The sequence below is a fragment of the Streptomyces sp. NPDC033174 genome (genome assembly GCF_055577795.1).
The window spans coordinates 1-14,927 of record NZ_JBVIPQ010000016.1 but is presented as its reverse complement, the minus strand read 5'-3'; the positions used below and the strand labels follow the sequence as shown (position 1 = coordinate 14,927).

Here is a 14,927-nt window from a genome sequence, read left to right as displayed (position 1 = left end):
GCCGCTTGACCTTGACATAAGTGTCAGACTCCTACGGTCGCTGCATGGAGATCAACGAGCAGAAGAACACCGCTGAGCAGACGATACGAGCACTCATCCAGCGGTCGCACCGGGGTCCGCAGGACCTGACCCTCGCGACCGATCAGCGCCGCCCCACCCCGGGACCCGGCGAGTACCTGATCCGGGTGGGCGCCGCTGGGGTCAACTTCGCTGACGTCATGCAGACCCATGGAACATACGAGGGAGGCCCTCGGGCCCCCTATGCGGCGGGCTTCGAGGCTGCCGGGGAGATCGTGGGTGTCGGACCGGACGTGGAGAGTCCGCTGCCGCTCGGCACCCACGTTGTCGGAGCCGGCCCGGGGGCCTTCGCGCAGTACATGACGATGTCGGCCGCGGGTGTGCTTCCGGTGCCGGCCGGCTGGAGCGACGCCGCAGCCCTCGGCATGGTGTTGAACTGGGCCACCGCCTTGGCGGCACTGAAGCCGCTGGGCGAGATCAAGGCAGGTGAGGCAGTCCTCGTCCACGCCGCCGCCGGAGGCGTGGGGCAGGCTGCCGTCCGCCTCGCCCGCCACTACGGTGCGCGCGTGATCGCCACGGCGTCACCGGCGAAGCACGACACCGTCAAAGCCCTCGGCGCCGACGAGGTCCTGGACAGCCGACGCCCCGATCTGGCTGAGGAGATCACCCGCCTGACCGGCGGTGTCGACCTGGTCCTGGAATCAGTGGGACAGGCCACGTTCAAGACCAGCCTGTCCGTCACCAAACCCTTCACCGGACGCATCGTCGTCTTCGGCGCCGCGTCCGGCGACGCCACCCTGACCACGCACGACCTGGTCTTCACCCATCAGGTCCAGGTCAAGGGTCTGCACATCGGCGCCCTGGCGACCGCGGCCCCGTCGCTCTACCAGTCGTTGCTCGTCGAAATCGAGGCCCTCATCGACCACGGCGTGTACACGCCCGGCACCCCCCAGGTTCACCCCCTGGCCGAGGGGGCGGTGGTGCTGAAGCAACTCGAAGCGGGCCAGACCCGGGGCAAGCTCGCCCTCGATCCGTGGCGCTAGGAACGATCGTGCTTCACCGCAATGCTCCGCTGTCCCCCGAAGGGCGGCTGCGACTCGTGCAGCGTTCCCAACACCGCCCGATCGCCCACGTGGCGGCCGAGACGGGCATCTCCCGTGCGTGCGCGTCGAAATGGGTCAACCGCTTCCGTCAGCACGGTGAACTCGGCCTGCTGGACCCTTCCTCAACACCCCGACACCAGCCAACGACGACGACTTCTGACGTCGTGGCCAGGATCGAGGCACTCCGTCGAGCCGAAAAGTGGTCAGCCACCCGAATCGCATTCGAGCTCCAGGCCGAGGGGATCTCGCTCAGCCGCCGCACCGTGTCACGGCATCTGAACGCCCTCGGCCTGAACCGGCGCCGGTTCATCGATCCCAGCGGTGACACAAACCGGGAACCGCGGAAGATCACCGCTCGCCGACCCGGACACATGGTCCACATCGACGTGAAGAAGGTCGGCCGGATCCCAGACGGCGGTGGCTGGCCGAGTCCACGGGCGCGGAAGTCACCAGGCCAAAGACGGTCGAGCGCAGCAAGAACAAGGGCGCACGCGGCGGCTACGTCTACCTCCACTCCGCCGTCGACGGCTTCAGCCGACTTGCCTACACCGAATCCCTGCCCGACGAGAAGGCCACTACCGCCATCGGGTTCCTGCACCGGGCCAGAGCCTGGTTTGCAGCCCCGGCATCACCCACATCGAACGCATCGTCACGGACAACGGCGCCTATCGCGCCGACGCATTCGCCCAGGCCCTACTCGGCGCGCGTCACCAGCGCATCACGCCATACACGCCTCGCCACAACGGCAAGGTGGAACGCTACAACCGGATCATCGCCGAAGAGTTCCTCTATGCCCGCAGCTGGTTCTCCGAAGAACGCCACGACGCCCTCGGCGTCTGGAACATCCTCTACAACTACCACCGACCCCACGGTGCAGCAGGAGGCCAACCGCCAGCCTGGCGACTACGCGCAGGCGTAACCAACGTCCTGGCCTCATACACCTAGGGCTTTCTTTCGGTATCCGCGACGATGGCCAGTCGGCAGGCAAGTCGGTGGCACGCGTGTGCGAGTTCGGGCGGGCGGAGATCGGTGAGTTCGGCATCGAAGGTGGCGAGGATCCCGGCGATGCCGGCCCAGGACCAGGCGCCGAGGGTGAGGCGGCAGTGCTCAGAGTCGAGGTGTTCGACGACCGAGCCGCTCGGTGCCCAGCGGGCGACGACGCCGGCCGGCAGGTTGAGTCGGGCCTCGCCGGTGCACTCCCAGGCGGCGAGGGTGTCGCCGCGATCGTGACTGCTCATGACGAAGTGAGCGAGGTCGTCGTAGGGAGGCTGGCGCGGACTGAAGCGGTGTGTCGTGGGGCGGGGGCGGAGCCGGTCGACGCGGTGCACTCGCCACTGGTGGTCTCCAAGGTCGTAGGCGACCAGGTACCACCGGCCGGCCCAGACGACCAGATGGTGGGGCTCAACGCGGCGGGCGGGCAGGAAGTCGTCGTCGCCGGTTTCGGGGCGTGAGCCGTCGGGGCGCAGCGTTTCGGTGACGAGTACGTGGCGGTGGCGCACCGCGGCCCCCACGGCGGTGAGCGCGGTCGAGTCGATGGGGGGTGCGGGGAACTCCCAGTAGTTCTGCAACCTGGTCAGGCGCAGGGATTTCATCGCTTCCCGCAGCGCAGCGGGCATGGCCTGTTCCAGGGTGACCAGCGCCCGCGCCGCGTCGTCTCTCAAGCCGAACACCGTGCTGGGCGCGGTTTGTAGGGCCACCGCGACCGCAAGGGCCTGATCGTGGTCGAACACCAGCGGAGGGAGGGTGTGCCCTGCGCCGAGCTGATAGCCGCCATCGGGCCCGTGGACGGTGGTGATCGGGTATCCGAGCTGGCGCAGGGTCTCGATGTCACGGCGAACGGTGCGCTCACTGACCCCAAGCGCGGTGGCGAGCTCGCGCAGTGGCCACAGGCGGCGCGATCCGAACAGGGACAGTAGCCGCAATGCCCGTCGTGAGGTGCTCGCCATCGTCCCATCATGCCCGGTAGTGGCCACTCGGTGTCCACTACCGGTGTCACTGTTGAGTGGCCGTGCAGGCAAGCAGTGGTGGAAAAGGACGGACAGGTATGCGTGTTGTCGTGGTCGGTGGCGGGATCGGTGGACTCGCATTGGGGGCGGGGTTGCGCCGCAGGGGGTTCGAGGTGGCGGTGTTCGACCGCGACACCGACGTGGCGGCGACAGGCGGTTACCACATCACCCTGGACGAGCGGGCCCAGTCGGCACTGCGGGAGCTCGTGGCGCCGCAGATCATGCAGCGGCTGCTGGCGTCGGCTTCGGCGCTGCGGCTGCGCGACCGCGACGCGTTATGGGACCGTCGCGGCCGACTGCTCGGCCGCGGGCCGGATCTCAGCGGCGATTCCAGCATCGATGTCGATCGCATCACTCTGCGCATGCTGCTGGCCGAGGAGGTCGGCGATGATCTGCATCTGGGGCGGACGGTATCCGACGTCGGCCGGGGCGACGACGGCGCACCCCGAGTGCTGTTCACGGACGCCGCACCTGTCTCGGCGGATCTGGTGGTGGGCGCGGACGGCACCCACTCCCTGGTTGCCCAGCACCTGGCGGGAGGCCGGACCAACAGCCCGGCGGGCATCATCGGGTTCTCCGGCCGTACCCTGCGCACTGACTTGAGTCCCGTTGAACAGCAACGGCTCGGACCACGATCAGGGCTGGCGATCGGCCCCCGGGGTGCAGCGTTGTACGTCGGCTTCCTTGACCCAGTCGGCAACGCCGCGCTAGACGCCCCCGAGCTGCGGATGTCCGTCACCACCGGTCCCACCTACATCTGGGGCGCCATGTTCCCCGAATCCCCCGCGACCGACTCCCTACGCGCATTGCGCGACGGCGAGTTGCAGGCCGCGCTGTTGGGACGGTTCCGCGAGCAGGGCTGGGCCGAGCACACGCTTGAAGTCATCGCCCGCGCCGACCCGCACAGCGTGGCCGCGTACCGCTTCAACGCCGCCTCGACCCGCGCCACTGAGCTCGCGCCATGGCCTGCGGGCCGCATCACCGCGCTTGGTGATGCCGTCCACGCGACACCGCCCACCGCCGGAATGGGGGCCGGCGCGGCAATCCGCGATGCTGCCGCCCTGCTCCAGCACCTGGGCGACGTCAATGACGGCGATACGACGACGGCCGAGGCCATGAACCAATTCGAGGCGGGCATGCGCCAGCGCGGCAGCGAGATCCTCACCCTTGCAATGAGAACGGTCCGCTTGATCCTGGCCACCGACACCACACTCGGCGCCGCCGCTACCGCCGTGACCACCCCGATCCTGGCCGCTGCCGCCCGGCTGCGTCATCGCCGATCAATGTCGGCGTAAGCCGCGCTCAGTCCTCGGGTCCGCTGTCATCGTCGTCCAGTTCTACCGCGTCCGGGTCACGCAGAGGCCGCAGTCCCTCACGCGGGAGGGAGGCGGTGAGGCTGTACCGGCCCTGCGCGTTCACCGGGAGACTCCACAACCCTTCACGGGATGTCCATGCTCCGGCAGCCACGTTTCAGCAGGTCAGCGAATTCCGTCCGTTGGCCCCGCTTCGGGGCGTTCCTCGAGGGCCTGGCCTCAGCCGCGGCCCTCCCTGACGAACAGGCACAGTGCCGCTTCGTCGACCTAGCCAACCGGCATCTGCACCCCGTGGGCGCCAAGCTGAGCCAGGACGGAGAAGCAGACGGCTGCCCCAGTTCTACCTCGCCCACCACGGCCGCGGCACCGCGCGTCGGCCGCGCGATCTCATCTTCGCCACCTTGGGCAAGCCAGACATCCGGTTCACCAGCGCCCTCGACACCGACATCGAGGTCGCCGAACGCGTAGACCAGGTACTGGTCGTCGCCGAACGCGTAGACCAGGTACTGGTCTACGACCGCCCGGCCGACAAAGAAGGACTGCTCTGGTGACGCTCGGAGGGAGGCTTGTTGGTGTACCAAGTGGTGGTTGACCTGGTGTGTTGTTGGTTCGTTGATAGGTGGGGTGAGTGGTTCGGATGGCGAGGTCAAGAGCTGACGCTCGGAGGGGGTTTGTTGGTGTAGTGGGCGGTGGCTGACCTGGTGTGTGGCGGGTTTGTTGAGAGGCGGGGTGAGCGGTTCGGGTGGTGAGGCCGGTGTGTGTGAGCTGGGGTTATGTGGTCTGTGCTGAGCATGGCTGTGTTCGTTGTAGGTAGCTCTAGCGTGAAAAGGCCCGGTTGGCGTTTGTGCTGGTCAGGCTGTTCTGCCTGCCCGATGGGTGGGGCTAGCGGGCTCGGGTGCGGGGATGGTGGTGGGTTTCGCGAGGTGGTCGAGTTGTACCGCGCATGCCATCTCCCTAGCCGCCGATCGTGCCGTCGAGCATCTCGCGCAGGATGTCCAGGTGGCCGTTGTGGCGGGCTGTCTCCTCTGTGAGGTGGAGGATGATCCAGCGCAGGTCGACGTGGAGGCCGTTGCGGACGGCTCGCTTGGCCTGATCGTCCAGTCCGCTCCCGGCGACCAGTTCGCGGTAGTGGGCGCTCTGTTCGGCGTATTCGTCGAGCAACTGCGTGAGCGAGAAGTCGACGGCGATACGCATCTCGCGATCGGGGTCGTCCTCGGTCCAGGGGCCCTGGTCTTCCTCGCCGAGGAAGACCACCTGGAACCAGTAGTACTCGACCCAGCGGAGGTGGTTGATCACTCCGCTCATGGTCATCAGCGGTGAGCCCGGCAGGAGCGCCTTGCGAGCGTTCTCCGCAGAGACGCCCTCGCACTTGGCACGGGCGGTGTCACGTGTGTAGTCGAGAAACGTGGTGAGCTGGGTGCGCTCGTCCCACGCGGGCGGCGTGTCGTCGATTCTGGTCATCGCGCGAAGCGTCCCCGATCACCGCGACTGATGTCGAGGTGTTTATCGACGGGCCCAACCTGCGTGTGAATCCGGCCACCTGGGTGTGCACCTGCGGCGCTCCGGCCGCCACCGGCCTGCACGAGCTCGTAGTCGTTGTACAGGCCGCCTGCGTCCGGCTGCTCAACCGACCCGGGTCCGCGCCTCACGCCAGCGCGGTGCGATCGCTGCAACCAAAGCGTTACTTGAGGACCTGTCAGGTCTATTCGGGGTTCGCGCGGTTTGGGGTCAGCGAGGTTGCTGTATGCGCCACCGGTGTCGCCTTTTCGGCCTTGCCTTCGATGACCACGGAACCGTACTGCCCGCATGCGGTCCGTGAATGGACCGTGTGTTCTATTGCGGGTCTGGGGAGGCCCGGGGGGTGGGGGAGTCATGTTCGTGCGCCCGCGCGCATTCAGACCGGTGGCAGTGGCACTGCTGGCGGGGGCACTCGGAGCGGCGGCGTTGCCGAGTCCGGCGTTCGCCGACGTCGGTTCACAGATGCCGGAGTCCCTTGCGCTGTCGGGAGCGTCCGCTCAGGCGGCCGAGAGCGGCGAGCCGGTGGAAGTGGTCGCGGAGCGCAGCGAGTACACGCAGACGATGGCGAACCCGGATGGGACATTCACGCTGACGCAGTCGACGACTCCGCAGCGGGTGCGGGGAGCGGACGGTGCATGGCGGGCGGTCGACGCCTCCCTGGAACACCGCGCGGACGGTTCCGTGGGGCCGAAGGCCGCCGTGGTGCAGTTGTCCTTCTCCGGGGGCGGCAGCGGTGAGGGGATGATCCGCCTAGGCAGCGAGCGCGGTGCGCTCACCTTCGGCTGGCCCGGCAAGCTGCCCGAGCCGGTACTCGCCGGCGCCACTGCCACCTACCCCGAGGTGTTCAAGGGGGTCGACCTTCAGCTGACCGCGACCTCCGAGGGTTACCGCGAGGTCCTGGTCGTGAAGTCCGCCGAGGCGGCGGCGAATCCGCAGCTCGGACAGATCAAGCTGTCCGCCAAGGGCCAGGGCCTCGCTCTGCGACCGAGTCCGGGTGGTGGCCTGCGGGCCATCGACGAGGACGGCAATGTGGTCTTCAAGGGGCCGGCCGGCCAGATGTGGGACTCGGCGGGGACGCCTCCTCCGGTCCTCAGGCGCAGATGGCTCGCACGCAAGCCTTCGAGGCGCCGGCCGAAGACACCGCTGGTGAGGACAGCCCCGGTGCGCCGGCAGCGGAGCCCGAGGACCCATCCCAGCTGGGAAGGGCGACGCGAGCGCTCTTCTGCCGGTGCAGGTCGCGGATGGCGCGGTCACGCTGACGCCGGACCTTGGCATCCTGGGCGAGGACACCGTCTACCCGGTCTACATCGATCCGCCGATGGGCGTGGGGTACTCCGAGCGCACGGTGCTCTCTTCGGACGGGGACCGGTTCTGGAACTTCGAGGGCGACTACGGCGTCGGCCACTGCAGCCGGTCAGGACCGTACTACTGCACCACAGGTGCCTCGTACACGAACCGCATGTACTACGAGTTCGCCAACACCAAGCTCGTCGGCAAGCAGGTCATCGACGCCACCTTCCGCGCCTATGAGACCTGGTCGTTCGACTGCGAACCGCATTGGGTGGACCTCAAGCGCACCGACAACATCTCCGAGGCCACCCGCTGGCCAGGCCCCAGAGAACTGGACCACCTGGGTGATCGCGACGTGTCGGCGGGGCGAGGCACCAACTGCTCGCCCGATCAACCGGACTCGTGGATCGAGTTCCATGACAACAGCGCCGAGACGGACGAGAACCTGCGGGCGACGGTCCGCGCGCTGGCGGACGGATCGATCTCCCGCCTGATGCTGATGCTGCGGGCCAAGGACGAGGGCGAGGCCTCGGCCTGGAAGCGGTTCAACCGGAACGCCGAGCTGCAGGTCACCTATGTGCCCAAGCCGGGCGTGCCCACCAGCGTCGGTCTCATCCCCGGCAACGGGACGGTGCAGTACTGCTCCACGAATGCCGCCGCGCCGACCATCTCGACGCGGTCGGATCCCATGATGCAGGCGATGGTGCAGACGCTCGTGGCTCCCAAGTCGGGCGAATACGCCGGCTCGCTGCGCGCCTACATGGAAAACGAGCTCACGGTTGCCACCGACCGCGGTCGCGAAAAAATCACAGCCACTCACGAGCATCGGTTCTGGTCGCCATCCGAGGCTCGCTGGGTTGCCGCCGGGAAGCTCAAGCCGCGGATGACTCTGCTCACCGCTGAGGGAAAGCGTGTCTCGGTGCAGGCCAACCGCGCATACAGCGCGCGAGCTCGCACGTGTACAACCTCACCGTGGACGACCTCCACACGTACTATGTGCTGGCTGGGCAGACTCCGGTCCTGGTTCACAATGCAAACTGCTTTACGGCGCCTGGGAGCTACCTGAACCGTCATGGGGAGCTTACGAACGGCACATACACCGTCAGTTACCCGGCAATGCTGAAGCACCTCCCGGGTTCGTCCGGTCCGACAAAGAGCGTCTTCCTGAAGGGCGTAGATGCGGAAAAGGCCACTCTGGACGCTGCCGCCTATGCTGACGCCAATGGACTATGGGTCGGAAACAAGGCCAAGGTGTACGTCACGAATGGTCCTGTTGGGGTTGTCGGAAGGGCTGGGGAATTGACTCACTACATAAATGCCTACCGGAATGCTCGGGGTGCTATTCATGGGAGTCCCGGGGGTGCACCGTGATCGATGTCTCGGATGCGCTGGCGCGGTTGGGTGATCCGCCGGTCACCTGGTGCGAAGAGGTCGCAGTCGAGATCGCCGACTATCTGGCCCGATCGGTCGGAGGGGTTGTCGACTGGGATAAAGAAGCCGACGAGGAATGGCTGAGTGTCCTGGCCCGGGACGCTCGCGTGGCAATGGTGTCCACAACGCTGCGACTGATCGTCGCCGAGGAACGCACTTCAGGAGATTTGCAGGTCCTCGCCCAGGACGGAACGGTGATTCTTGTTCCGTCATTCGACGCTCCAGTCATGCACTGCGATATCACCGTGCTCGGGCGGGCGTTCGGCGAGGAGGAGAAGCTCCGAGAGCTGGAAATGGAGACCTTCTCGGCGAACGATCTGTGGTTCGCCACGGTGTGAGGGCTGCCGGCTGCGACTGTCACGGACTACGGCTGCGACTCAGTCGGAGTCCGTGAACAGTCTGCCGCGTGGTGCAGACGGGCTAGCGATTCGCCGCATGGAACAAACGATGATGGAAGGGGTATAGGAGAGGGGTTGGACTCTCTTGAACCGGAGAGATCCAGAGATTCAAGTTCATTCGGCGGGTACCTTCCGTAAGTCTCGACTGGAATTTGTGATGGGAACCTGGGGATCAGGCTCGCTCGACAGCGACTCGGCTGAGGACTTCCTCGATGAGCTGGAAGAACAGTCTGTATCGCAGCCACTGGCGGTCGTCGGTGTCGACGGCTTGGCGCTGCAGGCGGAGTCGGAGGTGGGCGTAGACGTCGGTGGTGACGCCGATGTGGACGTGGCCCTACAGCAAATCGCCGTGCGCGTTGAAGCGCTGGCCGAATCATCCCAGCGTGGCAGGCCAGCCGGCGCTGATCTGAGCAGCCACTGAGCTCTTTCAGCGTTGCCGCTCGAGGGTGAGGACGGCTGCAGCGATTGACCTCATTCGATTCGGGCTGCACCTGGCTTTGCGGAAGGTGCGCCACGATTTGAGCCGTGCGACGCCGCGCTCGACCGGTGCCCGGACAGCGCGCGGTTGACGCTTCGCTGGGTTGGTGTGAGGTCGCGCCCCGGTGGGCGTCTGAGGGGTGTGGTCACCCACCGGCCGGCTCCTATGTAGGCGCGGTCGGCGAGAACCGGGACGCTCTGGCGTTCGCAGATCAGGATGATTCGGTGGGTGCGGGCCGCGGTGAGGTCTTGGGCACGGCCGGGCAGCGTGGGCGAGATCCACAGCAGTTGTCGGCTGGATCGGTCACCACCTGCACGTTCACTCCGTGTCGACAGTGTTTGTGGGAGTAGTCGGCGCGGCTGTCGCCGACCCGGTCGCACTCCGCGAGCTTACCGTCGAGCAGGACGTGATCGGGATCGGTCTCCCTCAGGACGCGGCAGGCCGGGTGCGCGCTGGGAGAGGTGATCGATGACGGCGGTGGCATAGGCGTGAGCAGTGCCGACGCAGATGCCGAAGCCAGGGGCGATCTGCGCGAGGGTGTCGTGCCTGCGGAGGTAGACCAGGCCGACGAGGGCCCGCTGGTGTGGCGGGAGTTTGCAGCGGCGGTCACCCCCACGGGTGACGATGAGCATGGTTACCCACTCGACCAGCGCGTGAGGCAGGTCGAGTGCGGCAGGATACGGAACTAACGAGGCTCCTGAGCCGATGAGTTGAGACGTCGAACACCTCTCTCAACGGCACGGGAGCCTCGTGCGTTGCGGACGTCGACGGCGTCACCCGATTAGTGGCCGCACTGAAATGGCTCAGTCTCCGCACTCTACTCAGCTCACCCAGGCTCCCTCGGGCGAGCTGCGGTCCAACCTGCTGATTGAAGTGGACAGGCCTTCTCGGCGAGGGGAGCCGAAGTCGGAGCAATGCTCATGACCTGTGGATCGGCCTCGGGTTGGACGCGAAGGGCGTACCTTCCCGAGTGATCGACTTCTGGTCATCGAGTAGGCCGACGTTGCACCGTCGGTTGGGAAGGCACGCCCGTGCTGAGCGTAGTGAATGCCGATGGAACGACCGAGACCGGTTCTCTGATCGACGACATCGTCCGCGAGGCGGATGCTGGCCGCCGCCCTGGAGGCTGAAGTCAACTTCTAGATCGCCGAGTTGGCCGACCAGCGAGAAGAGAGCGGGCGTCGCCTGGTGGTCCGCAACGGCCATCACCAGCCCAGGAAGGTCGCGACCGCAGCCGGGGTGATCGAGGTGAAGGCCCCACGCATCAACGACAAGCGCATCAACGAGGCAACCGGCGAGCGCAAGCGGTTCTCCTCGGTGATTCTGCCGCCGTGGTGCCGCAAGTCCCCGAAGATCAGCGAGGTGCTGCCGCTCCTCCATCTCCACGGCCTGTCCAGCGGGGACTTCGTGCCCGCGCTCGAGCAGTTCCTCGGCTCCTCGGCCGGCCTGTCGCCGGCCACCATCACTAGGCTGGCCGCCCAGTGGCAGGCCGACCACAAGGCGTTCAGCGAGCGCGACCTGTCCGCCACGGACTACGTCTACGTCTGGGCCGACGGTATCCACCTGCGCATACGGCTGGAGGAGGCGAAGGCCGCGGTCCTGGTCGTCATGGGCGTGCGCGCGGACGGAACCAAGGAGCTGTCGCGATGGCCGACGGTTACCGTGAGTCCTCGGAGCCCTGGGCGAGCCTGCTGCGGGACTGCCAGCGGGCGGCATGCGCGCTCCCGTCCTCGCCGTCGGCGACGGAGCCCTGGGCTTCTGGAACGCGTTGAACGAGGTCTTCCCCGAAACCCGCCACCAAAGGTGCTGGGGTTCACAAAACGGCCAACTGTCTCGACAGCCTCCCGAAGTCAGCTCAGCCCGCGCGAAGAAGGCCATCCAGGACACTACAACGCCGAGGACAAGGAGCACGCGGCCGCCGCGGTCAAGGCGTTCGTCAAGCAGTACGGCGCGAAGTTCCCCAAGGCCGTCAAGAAGATCGTCGATGACGAGGATGAGCTGCTGGCGTTCTACGACTTCCCCGCCGAGCACTGGATCCACCTGCGGACAACCAACCCCATCGAGTCGACCTTCGCGACCGTCCGTCTGCGGACCAAGGTCACCAAGGGCGCCGGATCCCGGGCCGCCGCCATGGCGATGGTCTTCAAGCTCGTCGAGTCCGCCCAGGCCCGCTGGCGCGCCGTGAATGCACCCCACCTCGTTGCCCTCGTCCGCGCCGGGGCCCGCTTTGAACGCGGCCAGCTCGTTGAACGGCCGAAGACGACCGCAGCGTGAATAGGGTGGCGGACCTGCCTCGAAGTTCGAGAACATCCGGTCATGTTGGATGGCACGGCAGGACAGGACCTTCCAGTCGGCTTCGGGTTCCGGCCGTATCGCGGCGACGAAGACCACGGCGCCATGGCCGCGGTGCGGCTGGGGTGTGTTGAACGGGACCGGGTCGATGTCCATTCGGTTGTGGAAGGGCTCCCGACAGCGGCCGAGATCGCCGAAGCTTCTGCCAAGTTGGAGGAGCCGTCCAGGAACCAGATCCTAGTGGTGCTCGACGGGAGCGTCGTCGGCTACTCGACGATCCGGTGGTGGCAAGAGCGGGACGATACGTGGCTGTACCTGCACCGCGGCTACCTCTTGCCCGAGCATCGCGGCCAGGGCATCGGCTCAGCCATGCTGAGCTGGGCCGAAGCGCGGATCCGCCAGCTCGTCAAACAGCACGGAACGGCGCGGACGGCAGTGATCGGCGCGAACGCCATGGCCTCCGAGCAGGACGCCACGGCACTTCTGCGCGCAGCCGGCTACCGACGATTCTTCAGCCTGGTCGAGCTGGAACTAGGCGATCTGCAGCAGGTGCCCGAGGGCAGCGAACTGCCAGCCGGGATACGGACAGGGCCGATCGGGACAAGCCACTACCGTGCAGCCTGGAGGACGGTCGTCGACTCGTACGCGGACACCGGTTTCACTCAGAGATGGCCTTTCCAGGACTTCGTCGACACCGCCGACCCGGCATGCTGGAGGGCTGCCTGGAACGGGAAGGACATGGTCGGCGTCGCCCTCTGCTCCATCCGCCGTCACGACCACGCCGTGGGCGAGGTGGAAGAGCTGAGTGTCCGGAGGGACCAGCGACGCCTCGGAATCGGCCGGGTTCTGCTGCTGGACGGGCTGCGGAGCCTTCGCGAGCAGGGTGCAACGACCGCCCGGCTGTTCACGGGCACGGCAAATCCGCACCGGTCCTACGACCTTTACGAGAGTGTGGGGTTCCGGCAGCAGAACGAGTACGTCCGTTACCGAAAGCCGCTTGCTTGATCGATCGGCCATTGGGCTGTCGGGTCAGTCCACAGGATTTGATAATGCCTCTGATACGGAGGGATCCCACCCTGGTCGCTTGTACTCAAGGGGAGGCGAGGCTCGCGCGTGCTGCGGTCATGAAGGCGGTCTTGTGTTCCTCAAGGTGCTCGTTGACCTCGACGTCGCCGATCTCGCGCCACACAGCCTGGTTGAGTGCTCGACCGTATGCGTACACAGGGGCGTGCAGGTCTTCGTCGCTGAGCAGCACGAGGTGCCGTTCAGCGATCCAGAGCCTGGTCATGGCGGCCGAAGCGGCACTGTTCCAGTCTTCGTCATCGCCCCATGCCTCGGGGCGGCTGTAGGCCGCCCGTTCGGCATCTTGGGCGCAGGCGATGAAGTCCTTGATCGCCTGCATCTGTTCTGCCCGGCGCGCCTCGCTGGTGGCCGCTGTGCGGCGGCGTTCCTCCAGCCGTTCAGCGGAGCGCTGAGTAGCGCGTTGGGAGAGCGCGGTCAGGCCGCCGCCGAGGGCGACGCCTGCGAGTGAAAAGAGCGGCCCCCACACTTCCATCGCCACGCGGTGTCCCCCTACGACAAGTCCTTGCGCATCAGCGTGCACATGGTCTCGTACCTGTGCAGTGAGCCGTCCGGCGCCTGTACGTCCCAGCCATCCGGCCGTCGGCCGTGGGCCAGATAGCCCAGTCGCTCATACAGGGACCGGGCTCGTGGATTGCTCTCCTCCACGCCGAGCTCGGCACGCCGCAGGCCGCGTGACCTGATGCGGTCCTCCGCGGCCCGGATGAGGACAGTGCCCAGCCCACACGACTGCAGGGCCGGGAGCACCCCGAGCTGCCACAGTGTGCCCGCGTCGGGTGTGACCTGGTAGTCGATGCCTCCGATCGCCACCGGAACATCAGCCGGGGTGCACACCGCCAGATAGTCCACTTCACCCATTGCCGCGCGCTCCAGCTCCCGTTCCACCTGCACCAGATGGGCGGTTGAGCCGGACCACCTACATGCCGGCAGATCAGCGGGCGTCAGGTCACGGACGAGGACTGGTACGACAACCTCGGCCGCCTCGTTACGAAGAAGGCTCATGCGCCTATCCGATCATCCCAACGAACTTGAGGGCCAGAGAATTTCACGTGAAGGCCCCCGCCACGTGGTGATTTCGCGGCTGCCGCAACCTCTCACTGTCCTCGTCCACGTGGGGCATCAGGGCGAGCAACTCTGGGGCCGGTCCAAGCGGGGGGCGGCCGTTTTCACAGAGCGCCATCACCGGCGGCCGCCTGCTCCTGCCGACCCGGCGCGGCTCCCTGGTCCAGGACCGATTCCCCGACTTGGTCTCGGCCGCCGAGCAGCTGCCGGACGGCCTGGTCCTCGATGGCGAGCTCGTCGTCTGGGACACCGCAGCCGGCCGGTTGTCCTTCGAAGCCCTCCAGCGCCGGGCCGCCGCCCGTGGCCGCACCGCCGCGCTCGCCGCGAAGAGCCCGGCGTTCTTCATTGCCTTCGGCGCCTTGCAGATCGACGGCATCGAGCTGCTGGCGCTGGCCTACGCCGAGCGCCGCCGACGCCTGGAGGCATGCGCACTGACCGCCCCGTGGACCCTGTGCCCGATGACCACCGACCCGCACAAGGCCAGGGAGTGGCTGGAGGACTGGACGGACGTCTCCGGCGTCGAAGCGATCATCGGCGCTATCACCGGCACCCTCGCACGCCCCCAACTCCTCATCCTCGGCCGTCACGACCCGACCGGACGCCTCCGCCCCCATCGGCCGCACGGTCCCGCTGCTGCGATCTCTCGGTTTCGTGTCAGTGGGGCGAGTGGCAGTGGCGTATGTGCTCATGGCGGGACTCAGGTGCAGGTCAGCGTGGGGTTCCGATGTTCGTTCTCCCTGTCGAGGAAGTGAGAGAACGAGGCCTGTCCACTGTCATCTGGTGAGAGATGTGCAGGTCGCGCACTGACACGAAAGCGAGGGATCGCAGGCGGCGAAGCGTGTAAGAGTCTGTCTCATTTGGTGCTGGGCAGGTTCCTTGACACGAGCACAGCGAGCTGTCGCAACCGCTGGCAGTACTTGGCTGCTGCGGGGTCATTG

General features: G+C 66.8%; 13 protein-coding genes and 4 pseudogenes. 12 read left to right on the top strand and 5 right to left on the bottom strand.

The window, feature by feature from the left end:
* Nucleotides 1-44 precede the first annotated feature (44 nt).
* Nucleotides 45-1,061 carry an NADPH:quinone oxidoreductase family protein gene (locus ACZ5VC_RS32355; RefSeq protein WP_469123532.1) on the top strand — a complete coding sequence of 339 codons (1,017 nt, stop codon included), beginning with the start codon at nt 45-47 and terminating at the stop codon, nt 1,059-1,061.
* Nucleotides 1,062-1,069: 8 nt separating this feature from the next.
* A pseudogene (locus ACZ5VC_RS32350) lies at nt 1,070-2,066 on the top strand (IS481 family transposase).
* Here the strand turns inward: ACZ5VC_RS32350 and ACZ5VC_RS32345 are convergent.
* A complete protein-coding gene (locus ACZ5VC_RS32345; protein ID WP_469123531.1) occupies nt 2,063-3,067 on the bottom strand; it encodes a helix-turn-helix transcriptional regulator in 1,005 nt (334 codons plus the stop codon). The pseudogene ACZ5VC_RS32350 and the gene ACZ5VC_RS32345 sit on opposite strands and share 4 nt — an antisense overlap.
* A gap of 98 nt (nt 3,068-3,165) precedes the next feature.
* Here ACZ5VC_RS32345 and ACZ5VC_RS32340 point away from each other — a divergent pair, with 98 nt between their 5' ends.
* The 3 genes from ACZ5VC_RS32340 to ACZ5VC_RS32330 all read left to right on the top strand — a co-directional run bounded on the left by ACZ5VC_RS32340 (nt 3,166) and on the right by ACZ5VC_RS32330 (nt 4,991).
* Nucleotides 3,166-4,422, top strand: a complete 1,257-nt coding sequence (locus ACZ5VC_RS32340; RefSeq protein WP_469123530.1) for an FAD-dependent oxidoreductase — start codon at nt 3,166-3,168, stop codon at nt 4,420-4,422.
* Nucleotides 4,423-4,572: 150 nt separating this feature from the next.
* Nucleotides 4,573-4,908 (top strand): AbiJ-related protein, encoded by a 336-nt coding sequence (locus ACZ5VC_RS32335; protein ID WP_469123529.1) that lies wholly within the window; start codon nt 4,573-4,575, stop codon nt 4,906-4,908.
* Entirely contained in the window at nt 4,842-4,991 is a 150-nt protein-coding gene (locus tag ACZ5VC_RS32330) for a hypothetical protein (protein ID WP_469123613.1), read from the top strand. Before ACZ5VC_RS32335 ends, ACZ5VC_RS32330 begins: the two co-directional genes overlap by 67 nt.
* Nucleotides 4,992-5,394: 403 nt before the next feature.
* Here ACZ5VC_RS32330 and ACZ5VC_RS32325 read toward each other — a convergent pair whose 3' ends face one another.
* Entirely contained in the window at nt 5,395-5,901 is a 507-nt protein-coding gene (locus ACZ5VC_RS32325) for a DinB family protein (protein WP_469123528.1), read from the bottom strand.
* 1,285 nt (nt 5,902-7,186) lie between these two features.
* Between ACZ5VC_RS32325 and ACZ5VC_RS32320 the strand changes: the two genes are divergently transcribed.
* From ACZ5VC_RS32320 to ACZ5VC_RS32305, 4 genes and pseudogenes are all read left to right on the top strand, one after another.
* Entirely contained in the window at nt 7,187-8,314 is a 1,128-nt protein-coding gene (locus tag ACZ5VC_RS32320; protein WP_469123527.1) for a hypothetical protein, read from the top strand.
* Nucleotides 8,206-8,619, top strand: a complete 414-nt coding sequence (locus ACZ5VC_RS32315) for a hypothetical protein (RefSeq protein ID WP_469123526.1) — start codon at nt 8,206-8,208, stop codon at nt 8,617-8,619. The genes ACZ5VC_RS32320 and ACZ5VC_RS32315 overlap by 109 nt, the downstream gene beginning before the upstream one ends.
* Nucleotides 8,616-9,017 (top strand): hypothetical protein, encoded by a 402-nt coding sequence (locus ACZ5VC_RS32310; protein WP_469123525.1) that lies wholly within the window; start codon nt 8,616-8,618, stop codon nt 9,015-9,017. The genes ACZ5VC_RS32315 and ACZ5VC_RS32310 overlap by 4 nt, the downstream gene beginning before the upstream one ends.
* A gap of 217 nt (nt 9,018-9,234) precedes the next feature.
* Nucleotides 9,235-9,312: pseudogene (locus tag ACZ5VC_RS32305) on the top strand (DUF4259 domain-containing protein); the annotation flags it as partial.
* A gap of 192 nt (nt 9,313-9,504) precedes the next feature.
* On the opposite strand, the pseudogene ACZ5VC_RS32300 reads toward ACZ5VC_RS32305, so the two are convergent.
* Nucleotides 9,505-10,187: pseudogene (locus ACZ5VC_RS32300) on the bottom strand (transposase).
* A 463-nt stretch (nt 10,188-10,650) separates the two neighbouring features.
* Between ACZ5VC_RS32300 and ACZ5VC_RS32295 the strand changes: the two are divergent.
* A pseudogene (locus tag ACZ5VC_RS32295) lies at nt 10,651-11,829 on the top strand (IS256 family transposase); the annotation flags it as partial.
* Nucleotides 11,830-11,871: 42 nt separating this feature from the next.
* The gene (locus ACZ5VC_RS32290; protein ID WP_469123524.1) at nt 11,872-12,852 is read left to right on the top strand and encodes a GNAT family N-acetyltransferase; all 981 of its coding nucleotides are present in this window, start codon (nt 11,872-11,874) and stop codon (nt 12,850-12,852) included.
* Between the two features lie 85 nt (nt 12,853-12,937).
* Here ACZ5VC_RS32290 and ACZ5VC_RS32285 read toward each other — a convergent pair whose 3' ends face one another.
* Nucleotides 12,938-13,402, bottom strand: coding sequence for a hypothetical protein (locus tag ACZ5VC_RS32285; RefSeq protein WP_469123610.1), 465 nt, complete (start codon nt 13,400-13,402; stop codon nt 12,938-12,940).
* Between the two features lie 17 nt (nt 13,403-13,419).
* Nucleotides 13,420-13,929, bottom strand: a complete 510-nt coding sequence (locus tag ACZ5VC_RS32280; RefSeq protein ID WP_469123523.1) for a GNAT family N-acetyltransferase — start codon at nt 13,927-13,929, stop codon at nt 13,420-13,422.
* Nucleotides 13,930-14,024: 95 nt separating this feature from the next.
* Here ACZ5VC_RS32280 and ACZ5VC_RS32275 point away from each other — a divergent pair, with 95 nt between their 5' ends.
* Nucleotides 14,025-14,741 (top strand): ATP-dependent DNA ligase, encoded by a 717-nt coding sequence (locus tag ACZ5VC_RS32275; protein ID WP_469123609.1) that lies wholly within the window; start codon nt 14,025-14,027, stop codon nt 14,739-14,741.
* Nucleotides 14,742-14,927 lie beyond the last annotated feature (186 nt).

Coding starts and splice junctions, on each gene's coding strand:
- ACZ5VC_RS32355 (WP_469123532.1), top strand. CDS start 45: ATGGAGATCAACGAGCAGAAGAACACCGCTGAGCAGACGATACGAGCA.
- ACZ5VC_RS32345 (WP_469123531.1), bottom strand. CDS start 3,067: ATGGCGAGCACCTCACGACGGGCATTGCGGCTACTGTCCCTGTTCGGA.
- ACZ5VC_RS32340 (WP_469123530.1), top strand. CDS start 3,166: ATGCGTGTTGTCGTGGTCGGTGGCGGGATCGGTGGACTCGCATTGGGG.
- ACZ5VC_RS32335 (WP_469123529.1), top strand. CDS start 4,573: ATGTCCATGCTCCGGCAGCCACGTTTCAGCAGGTCAGCGAATTCCGTC.
- ACZ5VC_RS32325 (WP_469123528.1), bottom strand. CDS start 5,901: ATGACCAGAATCGACGACACGCCGCCCGCGTGGGACGAGCGCACCCAG.
- ACZ5VC_RS32290 (WP_469123524.1), top strand. CDS start 11,872: ATGTTGGATGGCACGGCAGGACAGGACCTTCCAGTCGGCTTCGGGTTC.
- ACZ5VC_RS32285 (WP_469123610.1), bottom strand. CDS start 13,402: ATGGAAGTGTGGGGGCCGCTCTTTTCACTCGCAGGCGTCGCCCTCGGC.
- ACZ5VC_RS32280 (WP_469123523.1), bottom strand. CDS start 13,929: ATGAGCCTTCTTCGTAACGAGGCGGCCGAGGTTGTCGTACCAGTCCTC.